The 13,843-nt window shown below is 34.1% G+C and carries 16 protein-coding genes; all 16 read left to right on the plus strand.

Features of this window, described 5'->3' with window-relative positions; genetic code table 11:
• Positions 1–2 precede the first annotated feature (2 nt).
• On the plus strand, positions 3–2,087 hold the full coding sequence (locus CRO00_RS02985) for a chemotaxis protein CheA (RefSeq protein WP_097072157.1): 2,085 nt from the start codon (positions 3–5) through the stop codon (positions 2,085–2,087).
• 28 nt (positions 2,088–2,115) lie between these two features.
• The gene (locus CRO00_RS02990) at positions 2,116–2,559 is read left to right on the plus strand and encodes a chemotaxis protein CheW (protein ID WP_097072158.1); all 444 of its coding nucleotides are present in this window, start codon (positions 2,116–2,118) and stop codon (positions 2,557–2,559) included.
• Between the two features lie 42 nt (positions 2,560–2,601).
• Positions 2,602–3,234: a chemotaxis protein CheC gene (locus CRO00_RS02995; RefSeq protein WP_097072159.1), complete on the plus strand. Its 633-nt coding sequence runs from the start codon at positions 2,602–2,604 to the stop codon at positions 3,232–3,234.
• Between the two features lie 2 nt (positions 3,235–3,236).
• A complete protein-coding gene (locus CRO00_RS03000) occupies positions 3,237–3,740 on the plus strand; it encodes a chemotaxis protein CheD (protein WP_097072160.1) in 504 nt (167 codons plus the stop codon).
• Positions 3,737–4,099 carry a hypothetical protein gene (locus CRO00_RS03005; protein WP_237658301.1) on the plus strand — a complete coding sequence of 121 codons (363 nt, stop codon included), beginning with the start codon at positions 3,737–3,739 and terminating at the stop codon, positions 4,097–4,099. The genes CRO00_RS03000 and CRO00_RS03005 overlap by 4 nt, the downstream gene beginning before the upstream one ends.
• Positions 4,100–4,356: 257 nt before the next feature.
• Positions 4,357–5,127 (plus strand): FliA/WhiG family RNA polymerase sigma factor, encoded by a 771-nt coding sequence (locus tag CRO00_RS03010; protein WP_419865845.1) that lies wholly within the window; start codon positions 4,357–4,359, stop codon positions 5,125–5,127.
• A gap of 11 nt (positions 5,128–5,138) precedes the next feature.
• Positions 5,139–5,444: an RNA polymerase subunit sigma gene (locus CRO00_RS03015; RefSeq protein WP_097072162.1), complete on the plus strand. Its 306-nt coding sequence runs from the start codon at positions 5,139–5,141 to the stop codon at positions 5,442–5,444.
• 78 nt (positions 5,445–5,522) lie between these two features.
• Positions 5,523–5,996 (plus strand): hypothetical protein, encoded by a 474-nt coding sequence (locus CRO00_RS03020; RefSeq protein ID WP_161946597.1) that lies wholly within the window; start codon positions 5,523–5,525, stop codon positions 5,994–5,996.
• Positions 5,997–6,152: 156 nt separating this feature from the next.
• The gene (rpsB, locus tag CRO00_RS03025; protein WP_097072164.1) at positions 6,153–6,875 is read left to right on the plus strand and encodes a 30S ribosomal protein S2; all 723 of its coding nucleotides are present in this window, start codon (positions 6,153–6,155) and stop codon (positions 6,873–6,875) included.
• 207 nt (positions 6,876–7,082) lie between these two features.
• Positions 7,083–7,967, plus strand: a complete 885-nt coding sequence (gene tsf, locus CRO00_RS03030; protein WP_097072165.1) for a translation elongation factor Ts — start codon at positions 7,083–7,085, stop codon at positions 7,965–7,967.
• Positions 7,968–8,095: 128 nt separating this feature from the next.
• Positions 8,096–8,821 (plus strand): UMP kinase, encoded by a 726-nt coding sequence (gene pyrH / locus CRO00_RS03035; protein ID WP_097072166.1) that lies wholly within the window; start codon positions 8,096–8,098, stop codon positions 8,819–8,821.
• The gene (frr, locus tag CRO00_RS03040; RefSeq protein ID WP_097072167.1) at positions 8,821–9,378 is read left to right on the plus strand and encodes a ribosome recycling factor; all 558 of its coding nucleotides are present in this window, start codon (positions 8,821–8,823) and stop codon (positions 9,376–9,378) included. The genes pyrH and frr overlap by 1 nt, the downstream gene beginning before the upstream one ends.
• A 311-nt stretch (positions 9,379–9,689) precedes the next feature.
• Entirely contained in the window at positions 9,690–10,478 is a 789-nt protein-coding gene (locus CRO00_RS03045; RefSeq protein ID WP_097072168.1) for an isoprenyl transferase, read from the plus strand.
• A complete protein-coding gene (locus CRO00_RS03050; RefSeq protein WP_097072169.1) occupies positions 10,475–11,263 on the plus strand; it encodes a phosphatidate cytidylyltransferase in 789 nt (262 codons plus the stop codon). Before CRO00_RS03045 ends, CRO00_RS03050 begins: the two co-directional genes overlap by 4 nt.
• A gap of 42 nt (positions 11,264–11,305) precedes the next feature.
• Positions 11,306–12,451 carry a 1-deoxy-D-xylulose-5-phosphate reductoisomerase gene (dxr, locus tag CRO00_RS03055; RefSeq protein WP_097072170.1) on the plus strand — a complete coding sequence of 382 codons (1,146 nt, stop codon included), beginning with the start codon at positions 11,306–11,308 and terminating at the stop codon, positions 12,449–12,451.
• A gap of 49 nt (positions 12,452–12,500) precedes the next feature.
• Entirely contained in the window at positions 12,501–13,760 is a 1,260-nt protein-coding gene (gene rseP / locus CRO00_RS03060; RefSeq protein WP_097072171.1) for an RIP metalloprotease RseP, read from the plus strand.
• Positions 13,761–13,843 lie beyond the last annotated feature (83 nt).

Consider the following 13,843-nt stretch of genomic DNA (forward strand, 5'->3'; position numbering starts at 1 on the left):
GTATGGAAGTGAACCAATATTTAGAAATGTTCATCGAAGAAAGTAAAGAACATTTACAAAGCTGCAGTGATAATTTGCTTGAACTTGAAAAAAATCCTAATGATCTTGGGATAGTAAATGAAATATTTAGGTCAGCTCATACGTTAAAGGGTATGTCTGCAACAATGGGGTATGAAGATTTAGCAGACTTAACCCATAAAATGGAGAATGTTTTAGATGCTATTCGAAATGAAAAAATCCATGTAACACCTGAAATTTTAGATGTTGTTTTTGAATCAGTAGATCATTTGGAAGAAATGGTAATGGATATTGCTGATGGTGGAGATGGAAAAAAAGATGTATCTGAAACAGTTGCAAAATTAAAACGTATTGAATCTGGAGAACCGATACAAGCAGTAGTAAATGAAGTACAAATAGCAGCACAAGAAGTAGCAGTTGCCGATGTTGCTACAGTTGTTTCTAATTTAGATTACGACGATTTTGAGAAAACAGTTCTTCTACAATCAACAGAACAAGGTTTCAATGCTTTTGAAATTTCCATTACTTTACGTGACGATTGCTTACTAAAAGCTGCGCGTGTTTATATGGTATTTGATATTTTGGAGAAAAACGGAGACGTTGTAAAGGCATCTCCTGCTGTGGAACGATTAGAAGAAGAACAATTTGACCAGAATTTCCAAGTTGCATATATTACGAAAACAACTGCAGAAGAACTTCAAAGTAAAATTATGAAAGTTTCAGAGATTGCAAATGTTTTGATTACTCCAATATTAAAAGAATTGTTAATTCAATCGCCAACAGAGGAAACAATCAAACCTACAGCTGTACAAATTCAACAATCGAATGAACCTAAATTAGATGAAAAAGCGCTAGAAGATGCTGCTCAAAAATCAACAACTTCTACTTCAACTTCGTCAAAACAACATTCACATGCGGCTAGTAAAACAATTCGTGTAAGCATTGACCGTTTAGATATACTAATGAACTTATTCGAAGAGCTAGTTATTGATCGTGGAAGACTTCAATCAATTGCTGCAGAAGTTAACCATGGAGAATTAAATGAAACGGTTGAAAGAATGAGCCGTACAATGGGAGATCTTCAAAATATTGTTTTAACAATGCGAATGATTCCGATTGAAACTGTATTTAATCGCTTCCCGAAAATGGTTCGAACATTATCACGAGATTTAAAGAAAAAAATCAACTTAGAAATTCTAGGTGCTGAAACTGAACTTGATCGAACAGTAATCGATGAAATTGGGGACCCACTTGTTCACTTAATTCGAAATTCAGTTGACCATGGAATTGAAAGTCCTGAAATTCGTCGTGCAAATGGGAAACCTGAAGAGGGTAATGTTGTATTACGTGCATACCACAGTGGTAACTATGTGTTTATAGAGATTGAAGATGATGGTGCTGGTATTAACCGGGAAAAAGTATTGAAAAAAGCAATTTCAAAAGGAATAGTTACGAAAGAGTCAGCTTTATCATTATCTGATAAACAAATCAATGAGCTAATATTAGCATCTGGTTTCTCAACAGCAGACGTAGTTTCTGATATTTCAGGTCGCGGTGTTGGTCTTGATGTTGTAAAAACTACGATTGAATCTCTTGGTGGAAGTATTTCTATTGATTCAACAGAAGGTGTTGGGTCAATTTTCTCCATTCAATTACCATTAACATTAACAATTATTTCTGTTATGTTAGTAGAAATTGAGCAAGAAATTTACGCAATACCTCTATCATCAATTATTGAAACTTCAATTATTAAAAATACAGATATATTAAACGCACATAATCAAAAAGTAATTGATTTCCGTGGAAAAGTTGTTCCACTAATTTTCTTAGAGGAAATTTTTGAAGTGCCTAGAAAGCAGCAAGTAGACGATGAATTCCATTCTGTTGTCATTGTTCGTAAAGGTGAAAAACTTGCTGGGTTAGTAGTAGATTCATTTATTGGCCAACAAGAAATTGTTCTAAAATCTTTAGGGAATTACTTAACAAATATCTTTGCAATTTCAGGGGCAACAATTTTAGGAAATGGTAAAGTAGCACTTATTGTCGATTGTAATGCGTTGATGAAGTAATATCAGGTGAATGGAAGAGGTGTAGTAAATGAACGCGCTTGAACAAGAATTTTTAAAGGTGATTGTTTTTCAATTAGCTGACAAAGAATATGCAATTCCTGTATCAAATGTTCAAGGAATTGAAAAGTTAATGCATATTACACGTGTACCTAAAACAGCAAAATATGTTAAAGGTGTTATTAACTTACGTGGGGTAGTTACACCAATCATTGATTTACGGGAACGTTTTAGTATTCCAATCTCAGAAAATGAAGAATCAACACGGATTATTATCATTACACTTGATGAAATGGAAGTTGGGTTTGTCGTAGATTCCGCTAATGATGTAATTGACATTCCTGTAAATTCAATTGAACAACAACCAGAAGTTGTCGGATCTAATGAGGAAGACTTCATTTCTGGAGTTGCTAAATTAGATAACCGATTATTAATATTATTGCATTTAGATAAAGTCTTAAATCCAGTAGAATAAATTCTCCGCAATTCGGGGATTGATCAAAGTAGGGATTTATTCATGAATCATAGTCAAAAAATTACTTCGTTACATTTAGATGTACTAAAAGAAATTGGGAATATTGGTGCTGCTCATGCTGCGACAGCTCTATCAGATCTATTAAATAAAAAAGTAGATATGCGAGTTCCAAAAGTAGAGATGGTAACCTTCAACGATATGATGGAATTTGCTGGTGGTGCTGAAAAAGCAGTTGTTGGTATTTTTCTTCGTATAGAAGGTGATGCAGAAGGAAGTATGTTCTTTATATTACCAATTGATCAAGCAAATCGTTTTATCCAACGTTTAATTAATGATGAAACATTCAACTTTAGAAATGAACCAATTTCAGACCTTGGTTTATCAGCTATGCAAGAGATGGGGAATATTTTATCTGGCTCATACCTATCTGCTTTGTCTGATTTTACAGGTTTAAAAATTTATCCTACCGTTCCTGGCCTAAGTGTTGATATGTTTGGAGCCATTATAAGTATCGGTTTAATTGAAATATCCGAGGTTAGTGATCATGTTATCGTAATAAATACATCCATTTTTGAAGACGGTATGGAAGATTCTAATGAAGTAAGAGGTCATTTCTTCTTATTACCAGATCCCGACTCTTTTGAAACAATCTTTAAAGCTTTGGGAGTATCGTAGAGATGGTACCTTCTATCAGTAACAATGTCATTAAAGTTGGAATTGCTCAAATGGATGTAGTAAAAATGCCGAACACAATTCGTACTTCCGGATTAGGGTCATGTGTTGGTGTTGTTTTATATGATGAAGCAAAAAAAATTGCTGGCATGGTACACGTGATGTTACCCGATTCAAGTTTAGGGAGAACTGATTCGATAAATGTCGCGAAATTTGCAGATACAGGAATTAAAGGTTTAATCGATTTATTAAAACTTGAAGGTGTGCAGGTGTTTAGACTTAAGGCGAAAATTGCTGGTGGCGCTCAAATGTTTAAATTTGCTTCAGATAAAGATTCAATGCGTATTGGACCACGCAATGTAGAGGCAGTAAAAAATGAACTTCGAAAAAAGGGGATTCCAATTGTTGCAGAAGATACTGGAGGCAGTAGTGGTAGAACAATTGAGTTTAATCCGGAAACTTGCAAACTAAGCATACGTACAGTGAATCAAGGAGTGAGTGAAATATGATGTTTGGTTCAATATTTTATAACTGTTGGGCTTCTTTAATTTCATTTTCCATCTATTTTGTTGTAACTCTTTTAAACTCATATTCACCAACACACATTTTAATAGGTTCATTTATCGTAGCAATTATTACTTTTATCATTATGTTTCCGTTCCGTAATTTCCTTTTCTATATTTTTTATACACCAGAAGAAAAGCTTTTTGAGAAATTTCAAGCAGAGATTGATAAAATGGAAGTATACAAAAGTGAAGACGATAACAATATGATGAACGGTAATACATCAGTAGAATTTAATGATCAAAGTTCAGAAGATATCGCAAAAGTAGTACGAACGATGATGAACGAGGAAGTACCTATATAGTAAATTTTAAAAGAGCTGAATGGCAGCTCTTTTTTTTACTATCCTGTCCTTTTTATGCTACTCATTAGTTGGAAAATCATTAGTAGTATTAATATTAGAATTTGTTTAAATTTTATAAAAAAGTGATATTAATTTACTTCTATTATGAAAATATAGGGTTGGTAGGAAATATATTTAGTCTTATAGAATCGTGTGTTTTTCTTACTAGATTTGATATAATGATTGATAGAAAGTGGCTAAAAGTGAGGGGGATTCGGGTGGTACAACTAAAGCTAGATGACGAACAAAAACTTTGGAATAGCTGGATAAATAATCGTGATCCTCATGCGGGAGATTTACTAATAAAAAAGTATAAACCTCTTGTTACATATCATGTTCAACGTATAGGAGCAGGTCTTCCTAAAAATGTATCCCGTGATGATTTGCTAAGTCTAGGCATGATGGGACTTTTTGATGCATTAAATAAATTTGACATAAATAGAGATTTGAAATTTGATACATATGCTTCTTTCCGTGTGCGTGGAGCTATTATAGACGGTTTAAGGAAGGAAGATTGGTTACCTCGTTCAGCAAGAGAAAAATCAAAAAAATTAGAGGCGCAAATTGAAATGTTAGAACAAAAATTAATGCGTCATGCTACGCCAGAAGAACTTGCAGACCATATGAATTTACCTGTGGAGGAAGTTTACCAAACTGTTCAAGAACATTTCTTTTCCAATGTTTTATCGATTAATGAACAACAAGATCAAGAAGAGGCGGAAGGAAAAGCGTTTGTTATTCGGGATGACCATACAAAAACGCCAGAACAAGTTGCTATCCATTCAGAATTAATCAATGATCTTGAGGAAAATATTAAGAAACTAAATGAAAAAGAACAGCTTGTATTAAGTTTATTTTATTCAGAAGAAATGACACTTACTGAAATCGGTGAACTACTTGAATTATCTACATCACGAATATCACAGATTCATTCAAAAGCGTTATTGAAACTAAGGAAACTTCTTTCAAATGAAATGTTAAACGCTTAGGGAGGAATTTCATGAGTTTAAAAGGGGTTGAGTTGCAAATCGCAATTCCAAAAACGTTTGATGCTGGTAAAGTGCAAGAACAACATCAGCAAAATGTAATTCAACAACAATATAATGCAAATGAAGCTCTAAAAAAGGATATCGAAAAAAAGCAACTTACTGTGATGGATACGGAAAAAACAGATCAAATAACCGATGAAGAGAATGGTAATAATAGTAAAGATGATGGGAATGGCAAAAAGAATAAACATTCTAAAGAGAAAGAGCCACAAGCCCAACATCCTTATAAAGGTAATTTTATCGATTTTAGCGGATAGGAGAATAGAATGTTTTTTTTAATTATCATACTCATCATTGCACAACTTATCTCGTTTTTATTAATTATTTTGTTAAACATGAAAATCGCAAAATTTAAAGATTTAGAGGTCAGACAAGATAGGTTAATTAGAGAAATGGATGACGCCATTAGTGTTTATTTAATTGAAATGCGTGAAGAAAATGATCGCTTAATAAAAGAACTGTCAAAAGTAAATAAAATAGAACACATATCAAATCTTTCAGCTGTGACTAAAAATGATGAGGATAAAGAGTCAAATGCAAAAAACATTGATTTAACTTCACCCTCTTCATCAGAAGTCGTATTACAAACAAAAACGGTCTTGCCTAATTTGGTAAAGAAAGCATATCAACAACAAAAAAGTTTTGATTTACCACAACAGAAGAATGATGAAGAAATCAATGCGCCTTTAAAATCCTTTGAAGAAAAAGTTATTGATCTCTTTAAGGCGGGTAAATCAGTTGAAGAAATTGCAAAAGAAACGCAAAAAGGTAAAACTGAAATAGAACTACTATTAAAATTTCATTCATAAAAATGTTGCAGTGAATAAATTAGTATGATATATTATCAATTGGTGTTAATTACACACGCATTTTGATGCAGTAAGTGGTGCTTTTTGATTAAAAAGTAGCTTGTTGCAAATGAAAAATGCGGAGGAAAAAAACCAAACTATTAGGAGGAAACATTCATGTCAGTAATTTCAATGAAACAATTACTTGAAGCTGGTGTACACTTTGGTCACCAAACTCGCCGTTGGAACCCAAAAATGAAAAAATACATTTTTGTTGAGCGTAACGGTATCTACATTATCGATTTACAAAAAACAGTTAAAAAATTAGAGGAAGCTTATGACTTCATGCGCCAAGTTGGACAAGATGGCGGTAAAGTACTTTTCGTTGGTACTAAAAAACAAGCTCAAGAAGCTATCCAAGAAGAAGCAGAACGTTCTGGTAACTACTATATCAACCAACGTTGGTTAGGTGGTACTTTAACAAACTTCGGTACAATCCAAAAACGTGTAGCTCGTATGAAAGCTATCGAAAAAATGGAAGAAGACGGTACTTTTGACGTACTTCCTAAAAAAGAAGTTATTCAACTTAAAAAAGAACACGAACGTCTTGTTAAATTCTTAGGCGGTATTCGTGATATGACAGATATTCCTGATGTTATGTTCGTAGTAGACCCACGTAAAGAGCGTATCGCTGTTGCAGAAGCTCGTAAACTAAATATTCCTATCGTAGGTATTGTTGATACAAACTGTGATCCAGATGAAATCGACTACGTAATCCCTGCAAACGATGATGCTATCCGCGCTGTTAAATTATTAACTGCAAAAATGGCTGATGCTCTTATTGAGTCTAAACAAGGTGAATCTGAAGCTCCAGCTGAAGAAGTAGTAGTTGCTGAGTAATTCACTATTAGAAATCTTGGCATTTCGCCAAACTTTCTTATGATGCCTTAACTGCAATAAGCATCTAAGGAAGTGTTGAACTTTCTTAGTTGCCTACAAAAGGTGATAAGTGGATGAAACCCTTATCACCTTTTTTTAAAGTAATAAACTAGAAATATTTGCTAATACTATATCTAATCTTTATTTAACCCAAGGAGGATACTTCAAATGGCAATTACTGCACAATTAGTAAAAGAACTACGCGAAAAAACTGGCGCAGGTATGATGGACTGCAAAAAAGCTTTAGTAGAAACTGATGGTAACATTGACGCTGCGATTGATTTATTACGTGAAAAAGGTCTTTCTTCAGCTGCTAAAAAAGCTGACCGTATCGCTGCAGAAGGTACTACTTATATTTTAACAGAAGGTAATGAAGCAGTTATTCTTGAAGTAAATGCTGAAACTGACTTCGTTGCAAAAAATGAAAAATTCCAAGTTTTAGTTTCTGAATTAGCTCAACAACTTTTAGCATCTAAACCAGAGTCTCCTGAAGCTGCATTAGAAATTAAAAATGCTGAAGGTGTAACAATTGCAGATCAAATTTCAACTGCTGTTGCTACAATCGGAGAAAAAATTACGCTTCGTCGTTTTGAAATTAAAACTAAAAACGATAGCGATGCATTCGGTTCTTACCTACACATGGGCGGAAGAATTGGTGTATTAGTAGTTCTTGAAGGTTCTACTGATGAGTCTGCTGCGAAAGATGTAGCTATGCACATCGCTGCAATTAACCCTAAATATGTTTCTCGTGATGAAGTTTCTGAAGAAGAAATCGCTCACGAGCGTAAAATTTTAACTGAACAAGCATTAAACGAAGGAAAACCTGAAAATATCGTTGCTAAAATGGTAGAAGGTCGTCTTGGTAAATACTTTGAAGATATTTGTTTATTAGACCAAACTTTCGTTAAAAATTCTGACCAAAAAGTTCGTGACTTCGTGAAATCAACTGGTGGTAACGTAACATCATTCGTTCGTTTTGCTGTTGGTGAAGGTATTGAAAAACGTGAAGATAACTTTGCTGAAGAAGTTATGAACCAAGTTAAAGGTAACTAATCCAATCTAATAGATAATTGTGTTTATTACACAAAAGAAATAGGGAGCACATTTTACGTGTTCCCTATTTTTCAAGGTATAGTTACAATTTATGGTCGAATTTTAAAAAAGAGTAACGGAGGTTTCCAATGAGTGTGCCACAATATAAACGAGTAGTAATTAAAATTAGCGGAGAAGCATTAGCAGGTGAAGCAGGCTTTGGGTTATCACCTAAAATCATTAAATCTGTTGCAGAAGACATTAAAGAAGTCGTGGAATTAGGTGTTGAAGTAGCAGTGGTTGTAGGTGGAGGAAATATTTGGCGTGGTAAGGTCGGTAGTGAAATGGGTATGGATCGCGCTTCTGCTGATTATATGGGAATGCTTGCAACTGTCATGAATTCTTTAGCATTACAAGATTCTTTGGAAAAGCTAAATATTGAAACGCGTGTCCAATCTTCTATTGTTATGACGCAAGTAGCGGAACCTTATATCCGTAGAAAAGCAGTACGTCATTTAGAGAAGAAACGTGTTGTCATTTTTGCTGCTGGAACAGGAAACCCATTCTTCTCCACTGACACAACTGCTGCGTTACGTGCTGCAGAAATTGATGCAGATGCAATTTTAATGGCTAAAAATAATGTAGATGGTGTATATTCTGCCGATCCAAAAACTGATAGTACTGCTGTTAAGTATGACACACTCACGTATTTAGATGTAATTCAACAAGGATTACAAGTAATGGATTCCACAGCATCCACATTATGTATGGACAACGACATACCTTTAATAGTATTCTCTATTATGGATAAGGGAAATATTAAACGCGCCGTACTAGGAGATAAGATTGGTACAGTAGTTAGGAGGAATTTATAATGGCTAAACAAGTATTAGCACAAGCAAAAGACAAAATGGAAAAATCGATTGCTGCTTTTAGTCGTGAATTAGCATCAATTCGAGCGGGTCGTGCAAACGCATCACTTTTAGATCGTATTTCAGTTGATTACTATGGAGCTCCTACTCCAATCAATCAATTAGCTGGTGTTGCTGTTCCTGAAGCACGTTTACTTGTGATTACACCTTATGATAAATCGATCTTAGGTGAAATTGAAAAAGCAATTATGAAATCAGATATTGGAATTACACCTACTAATGATGGGAATGTTATCCGTTTAGCCATTCCAGCTTTAACAGAAGAACGCCGTAAAGAACTTGTAAAAGTAGTTAAAAAAGAAGCAGAAGAAGCAAAAATTGCAGTTCGTAATGTACGTCGTGATGCTAATGATGATTTGAAAAAATTAGAGAAAAATGGCGAGATTACAGAAGATGATTTACGTGGTTATGGCGATGATATTCAAAAATTAACAGATGAATACATTGTAAAAGTAGATCAATTAGCTAAAGAAAAAGAAAAAGAAATTTTATCAGTATAACATGTCTAGAAATATGGGATCATCTCATTACTTATGTAATTGAAATTTCTCTAAACCTTGATTACAAGTTTAGAGCAAGATATATAGTGAACAATTTTTAGATTAGGACGTCCTTTCTATTAGGACGTCTTTTTCATGGTTTTAGATAAAAGCCTAATAAAAGTTTTGTTATACAAGGAATAAGTAATTCATACATATAAACCAATTCGTACAAATTTAAACAAATGTTATAAGAAAAAAGCGACACAAACATTTGTTTTTGATATGATTATTAAGAATACGTCCAAAATGTTGGCAGGTGGGGGAATATAATGCTCAAAAAAATATTTGGAAAGTCACAAAAAGAAAAGAAATTATTGAAGGAACAAAATCTTTCTGAAATTGACTTAATCCCATCTCATATCGCAATCATTATGGACGGAAATGGACGTTGGGCTAAAAAAAGAGCGATGCCAAGAATTGCTGGGCACCATGAAGGAATGAAAACCGTTCGTAAAATTGCTCGATGCGCAGATGATTTAGGAATTAAAGTGTTAACACTTTATGCGTTTTCTACGGAGAATTGGAAACGTCCAAAATCTGAAGTAGACTATCTTATGGGTTTACCAGAAAAATTTTTAAAATCATTTATGCCTGAAATTATGGAACGTGACATCCGTGTGCAAATGATGGGTGAAAAAGAGGCATTACCTGCTAGTACCCAAGCAGTATTAAACGAGGCAATGGAAAGAACAAAAAATAATAATGGATTAATTTTAAATTTTGCTATGAATTATGGTAGTCGAGCTGAAATAGTACGTGCAATGAAGGATATAATGGTAGAAGTAAAGAATGGAAACTTAACTGTCGACATGATAGATGAAAGTACAATCAATAACTATTTAATGACATCGCAGTTACCAGAACCAGATCTACTCATCCGTACTAGTGGTGAAGTTCGACTAAGTAATTTTATGTTATGGCAACTCGCCTATACGGAGTTTTGGTTTACCGATACGCTATGGCCTGATTTTGATGAGGAAACTCTAATGGAAGCGATACATGCCTTTCAAAAGCGTAATCGTCGCTACGGTGGGTTGAAAGGGGAAGAAATTAATTGAAGCAACGTATTATCACTGCAGTAATCGCCGCAGCACTATTTATTCCATTTGTAATTTACGGTAACTTACCTTTTACATTTTTAGTTTATGTGATAGCTGCTGTTGGATTATATGAACTTTTGAGAATGAAGGAGATCCCTATTTTCTCTATCCCAGGAATTATAGGTCTTCTCACTGTATTCTCAATTTTATTACCTGAAAAATACACTTTAATACTAATGAATTTTACAACATCTAAATTGGAATTTTTAATGATTGCTGTTGTATTATTGTTAATTTACACAGTGGTTGTAAAAAATCACTTTACCTTTGATGAAGTTGGGTTTATCTTACTCAGTGCACTATATGTCGGGATAGGTTTTTACTATTTAATTGAGACACGCAATGCAGGACTACAATTTATCATATTTGCCTTACTAATTGTTTGGACAACTGATTCAGGTGCTTATTTTGTTGGACGTAAAATTGGTAAACAGAAACTTTGGCCTGAAATCTCGCCAAATAAGACAATTGAAGGCTTTATAGGTGGCATCATTACAGCCGTTGTATTTGCATGTGTAATGCAGTTGATTTACCCCTTAACTGAATCTTGGATTGCTTTAATTGTAATTACAATCATTGCGTCAATCTTTGGTCAGTTAGGCGACTTAGTAGAGTCTGCAATAAAGAGACATTATGCTGTTAAAGATTCAGGAAAAATATTACCTGGTCATGGTGGTATACTAGACCGATTCGATAGTTTACTTTTTGTGCTCCCTTTATTGCACTTTTTACAATTTGTATAAAATTTTTGCGGTAAATTTTGGTATTGAAAGGAAGAAATTATTTTGAAAAAAATTAGCCTATTAGGTGCAACAGGTTCTATTGGATGGCAAACCTATGATATTTTATGTAGTCATTCAGATGAGTTCAAACTTGTTGCATTTTCTGCGGGTAAAAATATTGAAAAAACGAAGGAAATTATTAATCGTTTAAAACCTGAACTAGTCTCAGTTCAGGATGAAGTGGATGCAAAAACATTACAAAATGAGTTTCCTCATACGCACTTTACATATGGTACAAAGGGGTTAATAGAAGTTGCTACTCACCCGGATTCAACAGTATTAGTAAACGCAGTGTTAGGTAGTGTAGGGTTAGAATCTACTTTAGCTGCTATACGGATGAGTAAGACAATTGCGATAGCTAATAAGGAGACTTTAGTTACAGCTGGTCATCTTGTTATGGCGGAAGCAAAAAAATATAACGCACCAATTCTTCCTGTAGATAGTGAACATTCCGCTATATTCCAAGCAATGAATGGTGAAAATCCAAAGCAAGTGGAACGGATTATTTTAACTGCTTCAGGTGGATCATTCCGAGACAAAACACGTGAAGAGCTTAAAAATGTAACAGTTAAAGATGCACTGAATCATCCAAATTGGTCAATGGGGGCAAAAATTACAATTGATTCGGCAACCATGATGAATAAAGGATTAGAAGTAATTGAAGCCAATGTATTGTTTGGTCTCCCTTTTGAAAAAATTGATGTTTTATTACATAGAGAAAGTATTATTCACTCACTAGTTGAGTATCATGATACGAGTGTAATTGCGCAATTAGGAACACCGGATATGCGTGTACCTATCCAATATGCATTAAGTTATCCAGACCGATTACCACTTGTTGAAGGAAAGCGATTAAACTTAGCTGAAATTGGACAATTACATTTTAAAGAAGTTGATTTTGACCGTTATCGTGCATTAAAGCTAGCTTATGATGCTGGACGAGCAGGTGGTACAGTTCTAACTGCAATGAATGCAGCAAATGAAGCTGCAGTAGCATTATTTTTACAAGAAAAAATAACATTCTTACAGATAGATGAAATGATAGAACAAATTATGAACGATCATAATAATATCTTACTTCCAGATTTAGAAACGATATTACATGTTGATATCGAGACAAGAAAAACAGTAGAAAGCATGGTAAAATAGATAGAGTGAGCATAGAATATGTTAACTTGCTCTTTAAAGGTGGGATAGTATGCAAACCGTTATAGCATTTATCATCGTTTTTGGATCACTAGTATTTTTCCATGAACTTGGTCACTTTATATTTGCCAAACGAGCGGGAATTTTAGTTCGAGAGTTTGCAATTGGAATGGGTCCAAAAATCTTTGGAATGATGAAGGGTGAAACGATGTATACCATTCGTTTATTACCCATTGGTGGATATGTACGAATGGCTGGAGAAGATATCGATAAAATTGAACTTCAGCCGGGGTATCGTGTTGGCTTGATTTTAAATAGAGATAATGTTGCAGAAAAAATCTATTTAAATCAAAAAGTTCAAAATCCCAATGTTTTATTCCTAGAAGTTGAACGTGCTGATTTAGAAGATGGTTTATGGATTGAAGGCTATGATGAAGAAGATAATTTAGTCAGAATTGACATTTCTAGAAAGGCAATTATCGTTGAAAATGGAACTGAAACAATTATTGCTCCACTAGATCGTCAATTTAACTCAAAAACAGTAGGGCAACGGACAATGGCTATTTTTGCCGGACCGTTATTCAATTTCATTTTAGCATTCGTAATTTTTATAGCACTTGCTCTTTTAACAGGAATTCCAATTTCAGATCCTGTTATTAAAAATGTAGTTGATGGCTCTCCAGCACAAATGGCAGGGTTGCAAGATGGTGACGTGGTTAAAGAAATTAATGGCGTGGCAGTTCATAGTTGGGATGATTTAGTTGGCATTGTACAACAACATCCTGGAGAAGCTCTATCTTTTGAAATTGACCGAAATGGAAAAGCTCAAGAACTAACATTAACACCTAAGCCATACGAAACAGATGATGGTAAAACTATTGGACAGATTGGTGTATATAGTCCAATAAAAGATGCGAATATACTAGATGCAATTGTGTTTGGTGCTAAACAAACTGTGGAATTTTCAACATTAATCTTTACCTTACTATATGATTTAATTGTTGTGAATTTTGATATTGATGCTTTATCTGGCCCTGTCGGAATTTATAAGGCTACAGAAGAAGTTGCCCAATATGGAATTTACAATTTAATGAACTGGGCTGCAGTATTAAGTATCAATTTAGGAATTATGAACTTATTACCATTACCTGCACTAGATGGTGGTCGATTATTATTCTTCGGACTCGAAGCATTACGAGGGAAACCAGTTGATCGACAAAAAGAAGGGCTCGTACACTTCGTTGGCATCGTTTTATTAATGATCTTAATGGTCATTGTTACTTGGAAAGATATTAAGCTGTTCTTCTTTTAGTTAGCACGATTCTATAACTAAACCTTATTCATTTATGGTAAAATCCAAATGAATAAGGTTTATCTTTTTATTATCATGCAATC

The organism is Ureibacillus xyleni, from assembly GCF_900217795.1.
GTDB lineage: Bacteria > Bacillota > Bacilli > Bacillales_A > Planococcaceae > Ureibacillus > Ureibacillus xyleni.

Bases quoted from the DNA above. Each gene is read 5' to 3' on its own strand.
- CRO00_RS03015 (WP_097072162.1), top strand. From the start codon at position 5,139: ATGAGTTTAAAAGGGGTTGAGTTGCAAATCGCAATTCCAAAAACGTTT.
- frr (WP_097072167.1), top strand. From the start codon at position 8,821: ATGGCTAAACAAGTATTAGCACAAGCAAAAGACAAAATGGAAAAATCG.
- CRO00_RS03005 (WP_237658301.1), top strand. From the start codon at position 3,737: ATGATGTTTGGTTCAATATTTTATAACTGTTGGGCTTCTTTAATTTCA.
- CRO00_RS02995 (WP_097072159.1), top strand. From the start codon at position 2,602: ATGAATCATAGTCAAAAAATTACTTCGTTACATTTAGATGTACTAAAA.
- CRO00_RS02985 (WP_097072157.1), top strand. From the start codon at position 3: ATGGAAGTGAACCAATATTTAGAAATGTTCATCGAAGAAAGTAAAGAA.
- rseP (WP_097072171.1), top strand. From the start codon at position 12,501: ATGCAAACCGTTATAGCATTTATCATCGTTTTTGGATCACTAGTATTT.
- tsf (WP_097072165.1), top strand. From the start codon at position 7,083: ATGGCAATTACTGCACAATTAGTAAAAGAACTACGCGAAAAAACTGGC.
- rpsB (WP_097072164.1), top strand. From the start codon at position 6,153: ATGTCAGTAATTTCAATGAAACAATTACTTGAAGCTGGTGTACACTTT.
- CRO00_RS02990 (WP_097072158.1), top strand. From the start codon at position 2,116: ATGAACGCGCTTGAACAAGAATTTTTAAAGGTGATTGTTTTTCAATTA.
- CRO00_RS03020 (WP_161946597.1), top strand. From the start codon at position 5,523: ATGAAAATCGCAAAATTTAAAGATTTAGAGGTCAGACAAGATAGGTTA.
- CRO00_RS03000 (WP_097072160.1), top strand. From the start codon at position 3,237: ATGGTACCTTCTATCAGTAACAATGTCATTAAAGTTGGAATTGCTCAA.
- CRO00_RS03045 (WP_097072168.1), top strand. From the start codon at position 9,690: ATGCTCAAAAAAATATTTGGAAAGTCACAAAAAGAAAAGAAATTATTG.
- pyrH (WP_097072166.1), top strand. From the start codon at position 8,096: ATGAGTGTGCCACAATATAAACGAGTAGTAATTAAAATTAGCGGAGAA.